This window comes from Cellulomonas sp. NPDC057328 (assembly GCF_042667215.1).
Classification (GTDB): domain Bacteria; phylum Actinomycetota; class Actinomycetes; order Actinomycetales; family Cellulomonadaceae; genus Cellulomonas.
Genome location: NZ_JBHUZW010000079.1, coordinates 1 through 17,737, shown reverse-complemented (window position 1 = coordinate 17,737; position 17,737 = coordinate 1). Strand labels below are relative to the sequence as shown.

16 protein-coding genes are annotated in these 17,737 nt (G+C 76.5%); 13 read left to right on the top strand and 3 right to left on the bottom strand.

Going from position 1 to position 17,737, the window contains the following annotated elements; all coding sequences use genetic code 11:
* Positions 1-25: 25 nt before the first annotated feature.
* Positions 26-646 (bottom strand): MarC family protein, encoded by a 621-nt coding sequence (locus tag ACFUMH_RS13625; protein WP_378206338.1) that lies wholly within the window; start codon positions 644-646, stop codon positions 26-28.
* Entirely contained in the window at positions 643-1,485 is an 843-nt protein-coding gene (locus tag ACFUMH_RS13620; protein WP_378206335.1) for a PHP domain-containing protein, read from the bottom strand. The genes ACFUMH_RS13625 and ACFUMH_RS13620 overlap by 4 nt, the downstream gene beginning before the upstream one ends.
* Positions 1,486-1,596: 111 nt before the next feature.
* Here ACFUMH_RS13620 and ACFUMH_RS13615 point away from each other — a divergent pair, with 111 nt between their 5' ends.
* A complete protein-coding gene (locus tag ACFUMH_RS13615) occupies positions 1,597-3,126 on the top strand; it encodes an aminopeptidase P family protein (RefSeq protein ID WP_378206348.1) in 1,530 nt (509 codons plus the stop codon).
* 99 nt (positions 3,127-3,225) lie between these two features.
* Here the strand turns inward: ACFUMH_RS13615 and ACFUMH_RS13610 are convergent, their stop codons facing one another.
* Positions 3,226-3,855, bottom strand: a complete 630-nt coding sequence (locus ACFUMH_RS13610; protein ID WP_378206332.1) for a general stress protein — start codon at positions 3,853-3,855, stop codon at positions 3,226-3,228.
* 138 nt (positions 3,856-3,993) lie between these two features.
* Here ACFUMH_RS13610 and ACFUMH_RS13605 point away from each other — a divergent pair, with 138 nt between their 5' ends.
* The 12 genes from ACFUMH_RS13605 (at position 3,994) to ACFUMH_RS13550 (ending at position 17,702) form a co-directional block, all read left to right on the top strand.
* On the top strand, positions 3,994-4,647 hold the full coding sequence (locus tag ACFUMH_RS13605) for an ECF transporter S component (protein ID WP_378206329.1): 654 nt from the start codon (positions 3,994-3,996) through the stop codon (positions 4,645-4,647).
* The gene (locus ACFUMH_RS13600) at positions 4,644-6,500 is read left to right on the top strand and encodes an ABC transporter ATP-binding protein (RefSeq protein WP_378206326.1); all 1,857 of its coding nucleotides are present in this window, start codon (positions 4,644-4,646) and stop codon (positions 6,498-6,500) included. Before ACFUMH_RS13605 ends, ACFUMH_RS13600 begins: the two co-directional genes overlap by 4 nt.
* Positions 6,497-7,297 carry an energy-coupling factor transporter transmembrane component T family protein gene (locus tag ACFUMH_RS13595; RefSeq protein WP_378206323.1) on the top strand — a complete coding sequence of 267 codons (801 nt, stop codon included), beginning with the start codon at positions 6,497-6,499 and terminating at the stop codon, positions 7,295-7,297. Before ACFUMH_RS13600 ends, ACFUMH_RS13595 begins: the two co-directional genes overlap by 4 nt.
* 100 nt (positions 7,298-7,397) lie before the next feature.
* Positions 7,398-8,213, top strand: a complete 816-nt coding sequence (locus ACFUMH_RS13590) for a siderophore-interacting protein (protein WP_378206320.1) — start codon at positions 7,398-7,400, stop codon at positions 8,211-8,213.
* A 51-nt stretch (positions 8,214-8,264) separates the two neighbouring features.
* Entirely contained in the window at positions 8,265-9,569 is a 1,305-nt protein-coding gene (locus tag ACFUMH_RS13585; RefSeq protein WP_378206317.1) for a magnesium transporter MgtE N-terminal domain-containing protein, read from the top strand.
* On the top strand, positions 9,562-10,104 hold the full coding sequence (locus tag ACFUMH_RS13580) for a DUF1003 domain-containing protein (RefSeq protein ID WP_378206314.1): 543 nt from the start codon (positions 9,562-9,564) through the stop codon (positions 10,102-10,104). The genes ACFUMH_RS13585 and ACFUMH_RS13580 overlap by 8 nt, the downstream gene beginning before the upstream one ends.
* An 86-nt stretch (positions 10,105-10,190) precedes the next feature.
* Complete coding sequence (locus ACFUMH_RS13575) at positions 10,191-11,384, top strand: Mrp/NBP35 family ATP-binding protein (protein ID WP_378206311.1); 1,194 nt, start codon at positions 10,191-10,193, stop codon at positions 11,382-11,384.
* Between the two features lie 76 nt (positions 11,385-11,460).
* Positions 11,461-12,354 carry a DeoR/GlpR family DNA-binding transcription regulator gene (locus ACFUMH_RS13570; RefSeq protein ID WP_378206308.1) on the top strand — a complete coding sequence of 298 codons (894 nt, stop codon included), beginning with the start codon at positions 11,461-11,463 and terminating at the stop codon, positions 12,352-12,354.
* A 74-nt stretch (positions 12,355-12,428) separates the two neighbouring features.
* Positions 12,429-13,577: a galactose-1-phosphate uridylyltransferase gene (gene galT, locus ACFUMH_RS13565; protein WP_378206345.1), complete on the top strand. Its 1,149-nt coding sequence runs from the start codon at positions 12,429-12,431 to the stop codon at positions 13,575-13,577.
* A gap of 32 nt (positions 13,578-13,609) precedes the next feature.
* The gene (gene galK, locus ACFUMH_RS13560; protein ID WP_378206341.1) at positions 13,610-14,863 is read left to right on the top strand and encodes a galactokinase; all 1,254 of its coding nucleotides are present in this window, start codon (positions 13,610-13,612) and stop codon (positions 14,861-14,863) included.
* A 215-nt stretch (positions 14,864-15,078) separates the two neighbouring features.
* The gene (locus ACFUMH_RS13555; RefSeq protein ID WP_378206305.1) at positions 15,079-16,074 is read left to right on the top strand and encodes a hypothetical protein; all 996 of its coding nucleotides are present in this window, start codon (positions 15,079-15,081) and stop codon (positions 16,072-16,074) included.
* 8 nt (positions 16,075-16,082) lie between these two features.
* A complete protein-coding gene (locus tag ACFUMH_RS13550) occupies positions 16,083-17,702 on the top strand; it encodes a hypothetical protein (protein ID WP_378206303.1) in 1,620 nt (539 codons plus the stop codon).
* Positions 17,703-17,737: the final 35 nt, after the last annotated feature.

Here is a 17,737-nt window from a genome sequence, read left to right as displayed (position 1 = left end):
GACTCCCGACCGGGCCGTTCGTGCGTCAGAGCTGACGGGCGAAGGCCAGCACGGCGTCGGCGAGCAGCTGCACCGCGATCGCGGCGAGCAGCAGACCGGCGATGCGGCTGACGAGCATCGTGCCGGAGTCCTTGAGCACCCGGTGGATCGCGTTGGCGAACCGCATCGACAGCCACAGGCACACGTGCACGAGCACCACCGCGAGCGCGATCGCGGTCCACTGCGGCGGCTCGCTCGCCTGCTGCACGAGCACCATGGTGGCGACGATCGCCCCCGGCCCGGCGAGCAGCGGCGTGCCCAGCGGCACGAGGGCGACGTTGCCCTGCGTGGCCACGTCGGACCCCGAGCCGTCCATCTTGCCGGTGAGCAGCTCCATCGCCACCAGCAGCAGGAGCAGGCCGCCGGCCGCCTGCAGCGCCGACACCGAGACGTGCAGGTAGTCGAGCAGCGACTGCCCGACCAGCGCGAAGCCGACGATCACGCCGAACGCGACGAGGATCGCCTGCCGCGCCGCGCGCGCCCGCTGCTGGCGCGTCATGGAGCCGGTGAGCGCGAGGAAGATCGGGACGGTCCCGGGCGGGTCCATGATGACGAACAGCGTCACGAACGCCGAGATGAACAGCTGCACGTCGAGCACGCCGCTCACGCGGCCACCACCTCCGTCGTCCCCTGCGCCGCGATCGCGGCGAGCACCTGCGGGTCGGTGAGATTCTCCCCCAGCCGGTTGGCCTTCCCCGCCCCGTGGTAGTCGCTCGAGCCGGTGACGAGCAGCCCGAGGCGTGCGGCGACCGCGGCGAGCCGCGCGCGCTGCGCGGGCGTGTGGTCGCGGTGGTGCACCTCGACGCCCGCGAGGCCCGCCTCGGCGAGCTGGTCGAACACCCGCTCCGGCACGACGCGCCCGCGCGCGTCGGCCGCCGGGTGCGCGAACACCGGCACGCCGCCGGCCGCGCGGATCGCCGCGACGGCGTCGGGCGCCTCGGGCGCGTAGTGGTCGACGTGGTACGGCCCGCCGGACGCCAGCAGGTGCGCGAAGGCGGCGTCGCGGTCGGGCACGACGCCGCGGGCGACGAGGGCGTCGGCGATGTGGGGGCGCCCCACGACGACGGCGTCGCGCGCCTGCTCGAGCACGTCCGCCCAGGTGATCGGGACGTCGCGGGCCAGCAGGTCGACGATGCGCTCGGCCCGGTGCACGCGCGACTCGCGGGCCCGCGCGAGCTCGTCCGCGAGCGCGGGGTGGGCGGGGTCCTGGAGGTAGCACAGCAGGTGGACGCTGATCCCGCGCCAGCGCGCCGACACCTCGGTGCCCCGCACGAGCCCGATCCCGTGGGTGCGCGCGGCGGCGGCCGCCTCGTCCCAGCCGGCGGTCGTGTCGTGGTCGGTGAGGGCGACGACGTCCAGCCCGGCGGCGCGGGCGGACGCGACGACGTCGGCGGGACGCTCGGTGCCGTCGGACGCGGACGAGTGCGTGTGGAGGTCGATGCGCACCGGGGCACCGTAGCGCCGGGCGCCGACGCGGCCGCACGCGCCCGCTCCCGGCAGGTGCGGTGCACGGTGCAGACTGGTCGCGTGGACGCCGACGACGTGACCCCCGAGACGATCACCCCCGAGACGCCCGTGCCGGCGTCCGCGGACGAGCAGGAGCTCGCGGAGCGCAACGCGAACCGCTCGCACCGGCCGCAGTCGGAGCGGTTCCTCGAGTTCATCAGCTCGGGCTGGGGCGAGCGCCCCGGGGGCCGCGCCGAGCGGCTGCCCGCGGCCGACTTCACGGCGGCACGGCGCTCGCGCCTGTCCGCGCTCTTCCCCGGCGTCCGGCTCGTCGTGCCCGCCGGCACGTTCCGCGTCCGCTCGAACGACACGGACCACCGCTTCCGCCCGCACGCGGCGTTCGCGCACCTCACGGGGCTCGGGCAGGAGCAGGAGCCGGACGCGGTGCTCGTGCTGCACCCGGTCGAGGACGGCACGGGCGACGACGGCTCGGCGCACCGGGCGGTGCTGCACATGAACCCGCTGGCCGGCCGCGACACCCCCGAGTTCTTCTCCGACTCCCGGTACGGCGAGTTCTGGGTCGGCGCGCGCCCCACGCTCGACGAGGTCGCGACGGCGACGGGCATCCGCACGGCGCACCTCGACGACCTGCGCGACGCGCTCGCCAAGGACGTCGGCGCCGGCGGCGTCGAGCTGCTCGTGGTGCCCGAGGCCGACGCGACGGTCGAGGCGGTCGTCGCGGAGATCCGCGGCCAGGAGGAGGCCGGCGAGCGCGACGCGCGGCTCGCCGAGGCCCTCTCGGAGCTGCGGCTCGTCAAGGACGCGTACGAGGTCGAGCAGATGCGCGTGGCCGTCGACGCGACGGTCGACGGCTTCGCCCACATGGTCCGTGCGCTGCCGCGCGCGGTCGAGCACCGGCGCGGCGAGCGCGTGCTCGAGGGCGTCTTCATCGGCCACGCCCGGCAGGAGGGCAACGACGTCGGCTACACGACGATCGCCGCGGCCGGCGAGCACGCGACGACGCTGCACTGGACGGACAACGACGGCCGCGTCGAGGCCGGGCAGCTCGTGCTCATCGACGCCGGCGTCGAGGCCGACTCCCTCTACACGGCGGACGTGACGCGCACGCTGCCCGTCGACGGCACGTTCACCGACGTGCAGCGGCGCGTGTACCAGGCGGTGCTGGACGCGGCCGACGCCGGCTTCGCGGCCGCCGTCCCGGGCGCGCGGTTCCGCGACGTGCACGACGCGGCGATGCGCGTGCTCGCGGCCCGGCTCGCCGACTGGGGGCTGCTGCCCGTGAGCGCCGAGGAGTCGCTGCTGCCCGAGAACCAGCACCACCGCCGCTGGATGGTGCACGGCACGAGCCACCACCTCGGGCTCGACGTGCACGACTGCGCGCAGGCGCGCGGCGAGCTCTACCTCGACGGCGTGCTCGAGCCCGGCATGGTGTTCACGATCGAGCCGGGCCTGTACTTCAAGTCCGACGACCTGCTCGTGCCGCAGGAGCTGCGCGGCATCGGCGTGCGCATCGAGGACGACGTCGTCATCACCGCCGACGGCAACGAGAACCTCAGCGCCGCGCTGCCGCGCGACCCCGACGCGGTCGAGGCGTGGATGGCGTCGCTCCGCGGGGCGTGAGTCGCTCCGCGGGGCGTGAGCGGCCCCGCGGGGCCTGAGCCGCTCCGCGGGGCCTTCCGGCCGACGCGCCCGGCCGACGGCCGGACCGTGCCCCGACGGTCAGGCCTGCGGCGGGGGCTGCGGCCCGCCCGGCGGGGGCGGCGTCTGCGGCGGCGCGGCGGGCGCACCCGCCGGCGAGTAGGACGCGGCCGGGTCCGACGGGCGCGGCCCGACCGGTGCGGGCGGCACGGCCGGCGTGCCGCTGACGACGCCGCCGACCTCCTGCAGGATCGCGCGCGCCTTGTGCGCGTGCTCCGCGTGGCACAGCACGGCGTACGACGTCGCGACGATCTGGCTCGCGGACGCGAAGTCGCGGCGGTTGCGCGTCATGGCGTACGTGATGACGGAGAACAGCAGCCCGAACGCGCCGCCGAAGAGGATGGCCGGCAGCAGCACGCTCGCGCTGTTGGGCGGCGAGAAGAGCGTGAGCAGGAGGCCGACGAACAGGCCGAACCACGCGCCGGACGCGAACCCGCCGAGGGCCGCGCTCGGGTAGGACAGGCGGCGGATCACGCGCTCGACCATGCGCAGGTCGGTGCCGACGATCGTCACGTGCTGCACCGGGAAGGACGCGTCGGCGAGCGCGTCGACGGCCTTCTGCGCCTCGAGGTACGTCTGGTACGACGCCACGGGCTCGCCCGTGGGCAGCGTCGGCGTGCGGGGGATGCGTCCGGACTGCGAGAGCGCCATGTGCCGATCCTCCCGCAGCGGCCGGGCCGCCGCCAGGGATGCGGGCACCCGGGACCGTTGACGCTGAGGTGAGCCTTACCTCACACTTGCCCGGGCCCCGTCACCGCGCCGGGGCGCCCGACCGGAGGACGCCACGTCATGACCCGCTGGAGCACCCGCCTGCTGCTGTCCTGCGCCGCCATCGGCGTCGGCGGCGGCCTCGTCGGCATCCCGAGCTTCTACCTGTTCACCACGCTGGCGACCGCGGCGCCGTTCCTCATGGGGCTGGCGGCGGGCTTCTACCTGCTGCCGGGCATGATCGCGCTCGCCGCGTTCCGCCGCCCCGGCGTCGGGTTCCTCACGACGATGCTCGCCGCGGTCGCCGCCGCGCCGTTCGTGCCGGGCAGCTTCACGACGATCTACGGCTGGCTGTACGTGGCGGTGCTGCTCGAGGTGCCGTTCGCCCTGCTCGGCTACCGCTGGTGGCGCGCGCCCGTGTTCTACGTCGCGCCCCTCGCCGGTGCCGCCTTCTACACGTGGACGTGGTGGACGTACTACGACATCGGCAGCTACCAGGTGTGGGCGCAGGTCGCGCTGCCGACGCTGCTGCTCGGCGGGATGCTGCTGTTCACGTGGCTCGCGCGGGTCGTCGCCGCGCGCCTCACCCGGACCGGCGCGATGCGCGGCCTGCAGCTGCCCGAGGACCGTCGCCGGCGTGCGGTCGCCGGTGCGACGGCGCCCTCCCCCGCCCCGTCGACGAGCCGCACGACGACGCCGGCCGACCCCGCCGCCGCACCGGCCGCCACCGCGTGAGCGTCCGCGTCGAGGACGTCCGCATCCGGCACGAGGGCCGCACGGCCTGGACGCCGGACGGCGTCACGTTCGAGGTCCGGCCCGGCGAGGTCGTGCTGCTGCTCGGCCCGAGCGGCTCGGGCAAGTCGACGCTCGCGCTCGCCCTGGACGGCCTCGTGCCGCACGCGGTCCCGGCGGAGCTGACGGGACGCGTCGTGGTCGACGGGACCGCGACGACGGCGACGACGGTCGCGCGGCTGTCCGAGCACGTCGCCATGGTCTTCCAGGACCCCGACGCGCAGGTCGTCACCGGCACGGTGCTCGACGAGGTGTGCTTCGGGCCGGAGAACCTGCGGGTACCGGCGCCCGAGGTGCTGGACCGGGCCAAGCACGCCCTGCGCGCCGTCCGCCTGTGGGACCGGCGCGCCGACGCCCCGGACGCGCTGTCCGGCGGCGGCCGCCAGCGCCTGGCGATCGCGTGCGCGCTGGCGCTCGGGTCCCCCGTCGTCGTGCTCGACGAGCCGACGGCGAACCTCGACCCCGCCGGCATCGAGGAGGTCTACGCCGCGCTGCGGGCGGTCGTGGCCGACGGCACGCGGGCGGTCGTGCTCGTCGAGCACAACCTCGACGCGGCGGTCGACCTCGTCGACCGGGTCGTCGTGCTGGACCGTGCGGGTCGGCTCGCCCTCGACGGCCCGGTCCGCGACGTCCTCGGCACCCGCGCCGAGGAGGTCGCCGCCCTCGGGGTCTGGCTGCCCGTCTCGACGCTCGCCGCGCTGCGGCTGCGCGCGGCCGGCGTCGCGCTGGACCCGCTGCCCCTGACGCCGCACGAGCTGGCGGCGGCGCTCGACGCCACGGACGACCTCCCGTCGCCCGCGCGCGCGCCGTCCGCCGCAGCGCCGTCCGCCGCAGCGCCGACCACCACCACGACCACCACCGCCGCCGACGACCCGCCGCCCGCCGTGCGGGTCCGCGGCCTGACCGTGCGCCGCGGCCGCCGCACGGTGCTCGACGGTGTCGACCTCGACGTCCCCGCGGGCGCCATGCTCGCGCTCGTCGGCGTCAACGGCGCCGGCAAGACCACCCTCGCGCAGGCCGTCGCCGGCGTCGTCCCGCCGCCCCGTGGCACCGTGCAGGTGGCGGGCGTCGACCCCGCGCGCACGCCGCCGCGCACGCTCGTGCGCAGCGTCGGCTTCGTCTTCCAGAACCCGGAGCACCAGTTCGTGCGCGGCACGGTGGCCGACGAGGTCGCGCACGGCCTGCGGCTGCAGGGCGCGGACGACGCGACGACCGCCGCGGCCGTCGACGACATGCTGCGCCGGCTCGACCTCGTCGCCGAGCGCGACGTCCACCCGTTCCTGCTGTCCGGCGGGCAGAAGCGCCGGCTGTCGGTCGGGACGGCCCTCGTCACGGGCGCACGCGTGCTGGTGCTCGACGAGCCGACGTACGGGCAGGACCGCGAGCGCGCCGCCGAGCTGCTCGCGCTGCTGGGCCGGCTCGTCGCCGGCGGCACCACGGTGCTGCTCGTCACGCACGACCTGCAGCTCGTCGCCGACCACGCCACGCACGTCGCCGTGCTGCGCGACGGCCGCGTCACGGCGTCGGGCGCGACGGGCGACGTGCTGGCCGGCACCGCGCTCGAGGACGCGGGGCTGCTGCCCCCGCCGCTCGCCCGTGCGACGCGGCGGCTGCGCCGGCACGCCGCCTGGCGAGGCGTGACGCGGCTCGCGGACCTGCCGGGCGCGCCGCGCTCCGCGGGGGTCGGCGCAGGGGTGGTCGGGTCAGGGGTGGTCGGGTCAGGCGCGGTCGGGTCTGGGGTGGTCGGGTCAGGGGTGGTCGGCACCGGGGCGCTCCCTGTGGGGGCGGACGCGTGAGCGCCGCGACCGCCGTCGCGCACGCGTGGGCCGTCGACGCGCGTCCGGGCGTCCTGCGCCGGCTGAACCCGCTCGCCAAGGTCGCCGCGACCCTGCCCGCCATGGTGCTGCTGGTCGTGTGGCACGAGCCGGCCGCCGCGGCGGTGCTCGCGGGCGCCGCCGCCGTGCTGCTCCTCGTCGGCGGCGGCCTGGGCGCGCGCGTGCTCGCCGGGCTCCTCGTCGCCGCGCCGCTCGGCGCGCTCGTCGTCGGCGTCACGCTGGGCCTGTGGGTCGCACCGGCGACGACCGCCGGCTCGCCGGTCCTCGTGCAGCTCGGCTCGTGGGGGTACACGCAGGCGGCGCTCGCCGAGGGCGTCGGCACGGTCGCGCGGCTGTACGCCGTGGTGCTCCTGTCGTGCGTCGGCGGGCTGACGACGACCGGCCCCGACCTCGTCCGCGCGACGCAGCAGCAGCTGCGCGTGCCGTACCGGATTGGCTGGACGGCGCTCGCCGCCTTCCGGTTCGTGCCGCGCTTCGGCCACGAGCTCGCCGTGATCCGGGCGGCGCACCGCGTGCGCGGCACCGGGACCGGCACGGGTCCGGTCGCCGACCTGCGCCGCTACGTGGGCTACGCCGTCCCGCTGCTGGCCGGCGCGCTGCGCCACGCCGAGCGCGTCGCGCTCGCGATGGACGCCCGCGCGTTCGGCGCCCACCCGACCCGCACCGAGCGGTACCGCGTCCCGTGGCGCGGGCGCGACACCGCCGTCGTGGCCGTCGGCTGCGCCGCGACGCTCGCGACCTGGCTGCTCCTGCGCTGACCGGCACGCGCCCGGCCGACCGCACCTCACCCGCACCCCACCCGCACCCGCCCGACCCGCACCCGACGGACCGCCGTCGGCCCGACGACGAGGACCTCCCGTGGCCCGCTCCAGCACGCTGAACCCGCCCGAGACGCACCAGCTCCTGCGCGGCGAGGTGCTCGCCGCGCGACGCGTGACCCCGCACATGCTGCGCGTCACCGTCGGCGGCGGCGACCTCGCCGACGGCTTCGTGCCCCGCGGTGCCGACCAGTGGTTCCGCCTGTTCGTGCCCCGCCCCGGGCAGGACGCGCTGCACCTGCCGTCGGGCGTCGACCTCAAGGGCTACGCCCGATACCTGACGATGCCGGAGTCGCGCCGGCCGCTGCTGCGCAACTACACGGTCCGTGCGACGCGTCCGGGCGAGATCGACATCGACCTCGTGGCGCACGGCGCGCTCGGGCCGGGCACCGTGAGCGCCGCCGGGTGGGCCGCCCGGTGCGAGGTCGGGTCCCCGATGGCCCTGCTCGACGAGGGCGTGACGTTCGCCGCCGACGGCACGCAGGACTGGACGCTCGTCGTCGCGGAGGAGTCCGGCCTGCCGGCGGCGCTCGGCGTGCTCGCGGCGCTGCCCGCCGACGCACGCGGCGTGGCGTTCCTCGAGGTGCCGACGGCCGAGGACGTCCAGCCGGTCGACGCGCCCGCGCACGTCGAGGTGCGCTGGCTGCACCGCGACGACCCGCACGCGGTGCCGGGGGCGCTGGCGCTGCGCACGGTCGCCGCGGCGACGCTCCCGCCCGGACGGCCGTACGCCTTCGTCGTCGGGGAGCAGGCGCTCACGCAGGGCGTGCGCCGCCACCTCGTCGCGCAGGGCGTCGCGAAGAGCGACATCGCGTTCTGCGGCTACTGGAAGCACGGCGCCCGCCCGGCGCGCTGAGGCGGCGGCGTGCGCCGGGTGACGGCCGCCCGTCCGCACTAGGGTGGCCGCGTGAGCAGCGTCGGGACCAGGGTCTTCGTCGCGCGCCTCGCCGGCACCCGGGTCTTCGACCCGCTCGGGGACGAGGTCGGGCGGGTGCGCGACGTCGTCGTGCTGGTGCGCCTGAAGGGCGGGCCGCGCGCCGTCGGCCTGGTCGTCGAGGTGCCCGGCCGCCGCCGCGTCTTCCTGCCGCTGACGCGCGTGACGAGCATCGACGCCGGGCAGGTTATCTCCACCGGCCTGGTGAACATGCGGCGGTTCGAGCAGCGCGCGTCGGAGACGCTCGTCGTCGGCGAGCTCCTGGACCGCACGGTCGAGCTGCTCGACGGGTCGGGGTCCGCGACGGTCGAGGACGTCGCGATGGAGCAGCAGCGCAGCGGCGACTGGCACGTCACGAAGGTGTACGTGCGGCGGTCCGACCACCGCGGCGGCCTGCTGCGGCGTCGCGGCGAGACGCTGCTCGTGCCGGTCGAGCAGGTGCAGGGCCTGGGGCGGCCGTCGAGCGCGCAGGGCGCCGAGCTGCTGCTCGCGCAGTACGAGGACATGAAGGCCGCCGACCTGGCCGACGTGCTGCACGAGCTGGGCGTCACGCGGCGGCTGGAGGTCGCGAGCGCGTTGGACGACGAGCGGCTCGCCGACGTGCTCGAGGAGCTGCCGGAGGACGACCAGGTCGCGATCCTGCGCGCGCTCGAACTGCCGCGCGCGGCCGACGTCCTCGAGGCGATGCAGCCGGACGACGCCGCCGACCTGCTCGGCGAGCTGCCGCAGGAGCAGGTCGCGCAGCTGCTCGAGCTCATGGAGCCCGAGGAGGCGAAGGACGTCCGCCGCCTGCTCGCGTACGAGGACAACACCGCCGGCGGGCTCATGACGACCGAGCCGGTGCTCCTGGGTCCGGAGACGTCGATCGCGGCGGCGCTCGCGCACGTCCGCCGGCAGGACCTCAACCCCGCGCTCGCGTCGCTCGTGTTCGTCGCCCGGCCGCCGCTCGAGACGCCGACCGGGCGGTTCATCGGCGTCGTGCACCTGCAGCGCATGCTGCGCGAGCCGCCGCACGAGTCGATCGGGCAGATCGTCGACACCGACATCGAGCCCGTCGCCGCGGACGCCCCGCTGCTGACGGTGACGCGCCAGCTCGCCACGTACAACCTGCTCGCCCTGCCCGTGGTCGACGAGCAGCGCCGCCTGCTGGGCGCGGTGTCGGTCGACGACGTCCTCGACCACCTGCTGCCGGCCGACTGGCGCGAGACCGACGACGAGAACGTGGGTCCGCCGACGCGGCCGACCCGGGTCGTGCGCAACGGTGGCCGCCGTGGCTGACCGCCTCGACCAGCCGCGCGAGACGCGGCGCCAGCTGCTGCCACGCGTCCGCGTCGGCGAGGACGCGTCGGGTCGCGTGTCCGAGTCGGTGGCACGGTTCCTCGGCACGCCGCGGTTCATCTTCTACCTGACCGTGTTCTGCGCGGTCTGGCTGGCGTGGAACGCGTGGGGGCCGAGCGACCTGCGCTTCGACAAGGCCGAGAACGGCTTCACCGCCCTCACCCTCATGCTGTCCCTGCAGGCGTCCTACGCGGCGCCGCTCATCCTGCTCGCGCAGAACCGGCAGGCCGACCGCGACCGCGTGCAGGCCGAGCAGGACCGGCAGCGCGCCGAGCGCAACCTCGCCGACACGGAGTTCCTCGCGCGCGAGATGGCGTCGCTGCGCATCGCCCTGTCCGAGGTGGCGACGCGCGACTTCGTGCGGTCCGAGCTGCGCAACCTGCTCGAGGAGCTCGCGACCGACCAGGACGGGACCGGCGACGACGGCGGCGACCGCCCGCGCGGCGACGCCCGGCACCGCTCCCCCGACCGCTGACGCGCGCGGGCGACGCCACCGCACCGGGCACGGCGTGGGACGGGCGTCCCGGACGGCGCGCCGCGGGCGCGACCTACCATGGCCGCATGCCCACGCCCCCCACGACCCCGCCCGGCACGCCCGCGACCGGCGCGCCCGGCGACGCGCTGCTCGACGCGGTCCGCGGCGCCCTGGCAGGCGTGCAGGACCCCGAGATCCGGCGGCCGATCACCGAGCTCGGGATGGTCCGGTCGGTGCACGCGGAGCCCGCGGGCGCGGCCGGCGTCCTCGTCGTCGTCGGCCTCGACCTGACGACCCCCGGCTGCCCGTTGAAGGAGACGCTGACCCGCGACGTCACGGCCGCGGTCGCCCCGCTCGCGGGCGTCGTCGGCGTGCGCGTCGACCTCGGCGTCATGACGGCCGAGCAGCGGCAGGCCCTGCGCGTGCAGCTGCGGGGCACCGACGCGGAGCCGCAGATCCCGTTCGCGCAGCCGGGCTCGCTGACCAAGGTCATCGCGGTCGCGTCCGGCAAGGGCGGCGTCGGCAAGTCGTCGGTGACGGCGAACCTCGCGGTCGCGATGGCCGCGGAGGGCCTGCGCGTCGGGGTCGTCGACGCCGACATCTACGGCTTCTCGATCCCGCGCATGCTGGGCGTGGACCGGCCGCCGACCAAGGTCGACGACATGCTGATGCCGCCGGTCGCGCACGACGTCAAGGTCGTCTCGATCGGCATGTTCGTGCCGGCGGGCCAGCCGGTGGTGTGGCGCGGGCCGATGCTGCACCGCGCGCTGCAGCAGTTCCTCGCCGACGTCTTCTGGGGCGACCTCGACGTGCTCCTGCTCGACCTGCCGCCGGGGACGGGGGACATCGCGATCTCCGTGGCGCAGCTGCTGCCCGGCTCGGAGATCGTCGTCGTCACGACGCCGCAGGTGGCGGCGGCCGAGGTCGCCGAGCGCGCCGGCTCGGTGGCGGTGCAGACGCGGCAGCGCGTCGTCGGGGTGGTCGAGAACATGGCGTGGCTGACGCAGCCCGACGGCTCGCGGCTCGAGCTGTTCGGCTCGGGCGGCGGCGCGCGCGTGGCGGAGAACCTCACGCGGCTCACCGGCGCCGACGTGCCGCTCCTCGGGCAGGTGCCGCTGGACGTGCGCCTGCGCGAGGCGGGCGACACGGGCACGCCGGTCGTGCTCGCGGACCCGGGCTCGGACGGCGCGCTGGCGCTGCGCGCGGTGGCGCGCACGCTGGCCGCCCGGCCGCGGAACCTGGCGGGCCGCCCGCTGAACCTCTCCCCCGTGGGGCGCTGACGCATCGGGCGCTGACGCCGCGGGCGCACGTCGCCCGCTGTTGGTTTCTGTTCGTTCCTGATGGATACTGTCGACCATGCTCGCGTCGCAGCGCCGGGAACGGATCCTCGCCCAGGTCCGCACGCACGGCGCCGTCCGCGTCGCCGACCTCGTGACGTCCCTCGACGTCTCGGACATGACGGTCCGCCGCGACATCGCCGAGCTCGCGCGGGCCGGCCTCGTCCGGCGCGTGCACGGCGGCGCGGTCGCGCCCGACACCCCGGCCCGCTCGACCGACGAGCCCGGCTTCGAGGCGAAGCGCACGTGGGCCGGCGCCGAGAAGGCCGCCGTCGCGCGCGCCGCCCTCGCCGACGTCGAGCCCGGCCAGTCCGTCGCCCTGTCCGCCGGCAGCACCACGTGGCTGCTCGCGCAGCTGATCGCGGCCGACCCGGCGCTGCGGCCGCTCACCGTCGTGACGAACGGGCTGCGCGTCGCCGACGTCCTGCACGCGGCCGGCGACGACGCCCTCGAGGTCGTCCTCACCGGCGGCACCCGCACGCCGTCCGACGCGCTCGTCGGGCCCGTCGCCGACGCCACGCTCGAGCGGCTGCGCGTCGACCGCACGTTCCTCGGCGTGCACGGGCTCGACCCGGACGGCGCCACCACCCCCAACCTCGCCGAGGCCGCGACCGACCGGGCGCTCGTCCGGTGCGCCGCCGCGACCACGGTGCTCGCCGACCGCACCAAGTGGGGCACGGTCGGCCTCGCGCGCATCTGCGGCTACGACGAGGTCGACACGCTCGTCGTCGACGCCGGCCTCGCCCCCGCCGCCCGCGCCCACCTGGCCGCGGCGGTCGACCGCCTCGTCCTGGCGCCCGTGCCCGCGTCGCCGTCGACGCCCGCCGCATCCGCCGACCTGGCACCCGCCGCCCCCGCCCCCGCCGACCCCGCGCCGGCCCTCGCCGCCGCCGACCACCGGAGCGCCCCGTGACCCCGTCCTCCCCGACCCCCGACGCCCCCGGCACCTCACCCGCCGCCGCCCGCGTCCGCCGCACCGCGACGCGCATGGCCGACGGGCGCGAGCTCTTCTACTTCGACGACTCCGAGCCGTACGTGTCGGGCGCGGCGACGCGCCGCCTCGACGACCCGCGGCCGCTGCCCGACCGGTTCGCCCCCGTGCCGCAGCCGGACGGCACGACGTTGCCGGTCACGGGTCCGGAGCTCCGGCACGACCCGCTCACGGGCGAGTGGATCCCGATGGCGGCGCACCGCATGAACCGCACGTTCCTCCCGCCGGCCGACGCGAACCCGCTCGCGCCCGCCCGGCCCGGCGCCGCGTACCAGGACGGCGAGATCCCCGACACCGACTACGACGTCGTCGTGTTCGAGAACCGCTTCCCGTCGCTCATGGCCGTGCCGGGCGCGACGCACGCCACGGAGGAGGTCGACGGCGAGGAGCTGTGGCGCCGCCGACCGGCGGCGGGCCGGTGCGAGGTCATCTGCTTCTCGTCCGACCCGACCGCGTCGCTGTCGAGCGTCACGCCGCAGCGGATGCGCACGATCGTCGAGGCGTGGGTGGACCGCACGGAGGCACTGTCCGCGCTGCCGGGCGTCGAGCAGGTGTTCTGCTTCGAGAACCGCGGCAAGGAGATCGGGGTGACGCTGCACCACCCGCACGGGCAGATCTACGCGTTCCCCTACGTCACCCCGCGCACGGCGGCGATGGTCGCGCAGGCCCGCGCGCACCGGGACGCCACGGGCCGCCTGCTGGGCCGTGACGTGCTCGACGCCGAGCTGCGCCACGGGACCCGCGTCGTCCTCGAGTCGGAGCACTGGGTGGCGTACGTGCCGTTCGCGGCGCGCTGGCCCGTGGAGGTGCACCTCGCACCGCGGCGCGACGTCCCCGACCTGCCCGCGCTCACCGACGCCGAGCGCACCGACCTGTCGGTCACGTACCTGACCCTGCTGCGCCGGCTCGACCAGTTCTTCGTCGACGGGGACGGCGGCGCGATCCCGCTGCCGTACATCTCGGGCTGGCACCAGGCCCCCGTGCGCGAGGGCCGCGACGTGTCCCGCCTGCACCTGCAGGTGTTCTCGGTGCTGCGGGCGCCCGGCAAGCTCAAGTACCTCGCCGGCGTCGAGTCCGGCATGGGCGCCTGGATCTCGGACACCACCCCGGAGCGCATCGCGCGCCGCCTCCAGGAGCTCGCGTGAGCACCGACCCGACCACCGCTGCGGAGACCACGATGACGGACCGCCCGACCGACGACCTCACCTGGACCCCGGCGTGGGACCGCGCCACCGGCGAGGAGCGCGCCCGCGCGCTGTTCGCACGCGTCCTCGACGCCGAGCCGGACGGCGTGTGGTCGGCCCCCGGCCGCGTCAACCTCATCGGCGAGCACACCGACTACAACGGCGGCCTCGCGCTGCCGGTCGCGCTGCCGCACCGCACGTACGCGGCGGTGCGCCGGCGCGACGACGACCTCGTGCGGCTCGTCTCCGCGCAGGAGGCGTCGGGCGTGCGCGAGGTGCGCCTCGCGGACGTCGCGCCGGGCACGGTCGACGGCTGGGCGGCGTACGTGGTGGGCGTCGCGTGGGCGCTGCGCGAGGCGGGGCACGACGTGGGCGGGTTCGACGTCGCGATCGACTCGTGCGTGCCGTTCGGCGCGGGCGTGTCGTCGTCCGCGGCACTCGAGGCGGCCGTCGCGGTGGCCCTCGACGCCGTGCACGGGCTGGGTCTCGCGGGGGACGTCGTCGACGGCGCGGCCACGGACGACGCCGGCCGCGCGGCCCTCGCGGACGTGTGCGTGCGCGCGGAGAACGAGATCGCGGGCGCGCCCACCGGCGGCATGGACCAGGCGGCGTCGCTGCGTGCGCGGGCCGACCACGCGCTGCTGCTCGACTGCCGCGACGGCCGCGTCCGGCACGTGCCGTTCGACCTCGCGGCGCACGGCCTCGCGCTGCTGGTCGTCGACACGCGTGCGCCGCACTCCCACGTCGACGGCGAGTACGCGCAGCGGCGGGCCGCGTGCGAGCGCGCCGCCGGGCTGCTGGGCGTCGCGACCCTGCGCGAGGTGGCGGACGACCCCGCGGGGCCGGACGGCGCGCTGGACCGCCTCGCCGCGGCCGACGACGGCGCCGTGCTCGTGCGGCGCGTGCGCCACGTGGTGACCGAGATCGACCGGGTGACCACGTTCGTGGGACGGCTCGAGGCGGGCGACGTGGCCGGCGTCGGCCCGGTCATGGACGCGTCGCACGCGTCGCTGCGGGACGACTACGCGGTGTCGTGCCGCGAGCTCGACGTGGCGGTCGAGGCGGCGCGTGCCGCCGGCGCCCTCGGCGCCCGGATGACGGGCGGCGGGTTCGGCGGCTCCGCGATCGCGCTCGTCCCGGCGGACGCGGTGGAGCACGTCGCCGGGGCCGTGGCCACGGCCTTCGCGGCGGCGGACCTGCGGGCGCCGGCGTTCGCGGTCGCCGTGGCGGCGCCGCCGGCGGGCTGAGGGGGCGCCCGGCGGCGGGCTCGGCGGCGGGGCGCTCCTCCCTGACGGATGAGCCGGCCACGAGGTTGTGCTCCGGAGGTACCAGGTCACGACTGCGCAACTCATCCCGCAGGCGGACCCACCGCGCCGGGGCCGGACGCTAGGGTCGCCATGACCCGAGTCGTCACCTTTCGTGACGCTCGTCCTCCTTGCCGTGCCGCCGAAAGGGCTTCGTCATGCGCTCCCACCTCCCTGCGTCCGTCGGAGCCTTCGCCGGCGCCGTGGCCCTGCTGCTCGCCGGGTGCACCGGCGGCAGCGGCGGCGCCACCCCGTCCGACGACGAGACCGGTCCGCTGTCCGCCTTCTTCGAGCAGGTCGGCGGCAGCATGGACGCCGAGGACAACGAGGCGCAGCAGCGCCGCGTCGAGGAGCTCGTCGCCGAGTGCATGGCGGAGGAGGGCTTCGAGTACACGCCCGCCGAGCCGATGGACCAGGGCCTCATGGGCACCGACGACGCCCCCGAGTGGGACTCCCTCGAGTTCGCCGAGCAGTACGGGTACGGCGCCACGACGAGCGACGAGCTGTTCGGCGGCGCCGAGGAGTACGTCGACCCGAACCAGGAGTACGTCGCCTCGATGTCCGAGACCGAGCAGGAGGCGTTCTACGCCGCCCTGTACGGCGTCATGGAGGAGGTGGAGGACCCCGAGGCCGAGGTCGAGTACAACTGGGAGACCGCAGGCTGCCAGGGCGCCGCGTCGCACGAGGTCTACGAGGAGGGCCAGGTCTGGGACGACCCGGCCATGCAGGACCTCATGGACGAGATGAACACCGAGTACGAGCGCCTCGCCGAGGACGACGGCGTCCGCGAGGCCCAGGGCGCGTGGGCGGAGTGCGTCGCCGACGCCGGCTACGACTTCGCGACGCCCGAGGAGGCCTCGCAGAGCATCTGGACCGAGTACGAGGCGCTCATGGGCTACAACGAGGAGATGGACCCCGAGGCGGACCCGGAGACGTACGTCCCGCCGACCCCGGACGAGGCGAAGGTCGCCGAGCTCAAGGAGAAGGAGATCGCCGTCGCGACCGCCGACCGCCGCTGCCAGGAGGAGAGCGGCTACGCGGACGCGCAGAAGGCGGCCCAGCTCGCCATGGAGAACCGGCTGTGGGAGAAGTACGGCGACCAGCTGCAGGCCTTCGCGGACGACAGCACCGCCGCGGCGACCGACGGCAAGTGAGCGGGCGGATGAGCGCGCACGTCAGCGGCGGGCGCCGCACGATCGTCGCGATGGCCGTGGTGGCCGTGCTGTGCCTGGCCGCGGGCGTGCTGCTGTCCCGCCTGATCGTCTCGCCCGGTGCGGCCGCCGCGGAGGCGGCACCGCCGACCGCCGGCCCCATCACGGTCCCGGTCGAGCGGAGGACCATCGGCAACGAGGTCGTGCTGCGCGGCGACGTCGGGTACGACGACCCGGTCGAGCTCCGCGTCGAGACGGGTGACCTCGGCGGTCCCGCCGTCGTCACCGGGCAGGTCAAGGAGGTCGGCGCCACGCTCGAGGCCGGCGCCGTGGCGCTCGAGGTCGTCGGCCGCCCCGTCGTCGTCCTGCCGGGCGAGCTGCCGACGTACCGCACGCTGCGCGTCGGGGTGTCCGGCCCGGACGTCCAGCAGCTGCGCACGGCCCTGCAGGCGATGGGCATCGACGGGGGCGACCCGGCCAACGCCACCTACGACGCGTCGGCCGCCGCGGGCGTCCGGGCGCTGTACCAGCGCGTCGGGTACGAGCCGCCGTCGGCGGGCGAGGAGGCCACGGAGGCCGTCACGGCCGCCCGGGAGGGGCTGACGGCCGCGCAGGAGGCCCTGCGCAGCACGCAGGCGCAGCTCGCCGGCGCGGGCACCGCCGCGGGGCCGGGCGCGTCCCTGGCGGAGCTCGACGGCGCCATCCGCGTCGCCGAGGCCCGCGCGGCGTTCCTCGGCTCGCAGTGCGCCCTGCCGTTCGAGGCGCGCGACCCGTCCGCGGCCGACTGCTCCCCGCCGGCGCTCGTCGAGGCGGACGCCGCGCTGCAGACGGCGCGCGCCGCACGGGCGGCCGCCGACAAGGCGCCCGACACCAGCGTGGAGCGCGGCGCCGTCCGGGCCGCGCAGGACCAGGTCAACGCGGCGCGCACGGCGCTCCAGCAGGCCGAGGCGGACACGCTGACGCCGCTGCCGGCGACCGAGGTCGTGTACCTGCCCTCGCTGCCGCGCCGCGTCGACGACGTCGAGGTGCGCCGCGGCGGCACCGTCTCCGGTGCGTTCATGACCGTCTCGGGGGCGACGGTGCAGGTCACCGCGTCGGCCAGCAAGGCCGACGCCGACCTCCTCACGCCCGGGACGGCCGGCACGATCCCGCTCGAGGACGGCGAGGTGCCGGTCACGGTGGCCGAGGTGACGGATACCAAGCCGGCCGACGCCGCCGACGGCGAGGGCGCCGAGGGCGGCGGGGAGGAGTCCGCCCGACCCACCGGCGACCGGCGGCGCGTCGTGTTCACCGTCGGCGCCCTGACGCCCGAGCAGCTCACCGCGCTGCAGGGCACCAACGTGCGGGTGCGCGTGCCCGTCAGCTCCACCGAGGGCGAGGTGCTGGCGGTGCCGCTCGCGGCGCTCACCGCGGGCCCGGGCGGCGAGAGCCGCCTCGAGGTCGCCGACGGCGAGGGCGCGTCGCGGCTCGTCGAGGTGACGACGGGCCTCGCGGCCGGGGGGTACGTCGAGATCACCGGCTCGAAGGAGCCCGTCGAGGAGGGCGACCTCGTGGTCGTCGGCGCGGCCGGGGCCGAGACGTCCGACGAGGACGAGGCCGAGCCGGGCGCCGACGCGACGGAGGAGGGGTGACGGTCCTCGACCTGCTCGGGACGCCCGAGCCGGTC

What these genes read in the sequence shown, in the direction of transcription:
- ACFUMH_RS13555 (WP_378206305.1), top strand. Translation starts at nt 15,079, where the DNA reads ATGCGCTCCCACCTCCCTGCGTCCGTCGGAGCCTTCGCCGGCGCCGTG.
- ACFUMH_RS13605 (WP_378206329.1), top strand. Translation starts at nt 3,994, where the DNA reads ATGACCCGCTGGAGCACCCGCCTGCTGCTGTCCTGCGCCGCCATCGGC.
- ACFUMH_RS13575 (WP_378206311.1), top strand. Translation starts at nt 10,191, where the DNA reads ATGCCCACGCCCCCCACGACCCCGCCCGGCACGCCCGCGACCGGCGCG.
- galK (WP_378206341.1), top strand. Translation starts at nt 13,610, where the DNA reads ATGACGGACCGCCCGACCGACGACCTCACCTGGACCCCGGCGTGGGAC.
- ACFUMH_RS13610 (WP_378206332.1), bottom strand. Translation starts at nt 3,855, where the DNA reads ATGGCGCTCTCGCAGTCCGGACGCATCCCCCGCACGCCGACGCTGCCC.
- ACFUMH_RS13570 (WP_378206308.1), top strand. Translation starts at nt 11,461, where the DNA reads ATGCTCGCGTCGCAGCGCCGGGAACGGATCCTCGCCCAGGTCCGCACG.
- galT (WP_378206345.1), top strand. Translation starts at nt 12,429, where the DNA reads ATGGCCGACGGGCGCGAGCTCTTCTACTTCGACGACTCCGAGCCGTAC.
- ACFUMH_RS13550 (WP_378206303.1), top strand. Translation starts at nt 16,083, where the DNA reads ATGAGCGCGCACGTCAGCGGCGGGCGCCGCACGATCGTCGCGATGGCC.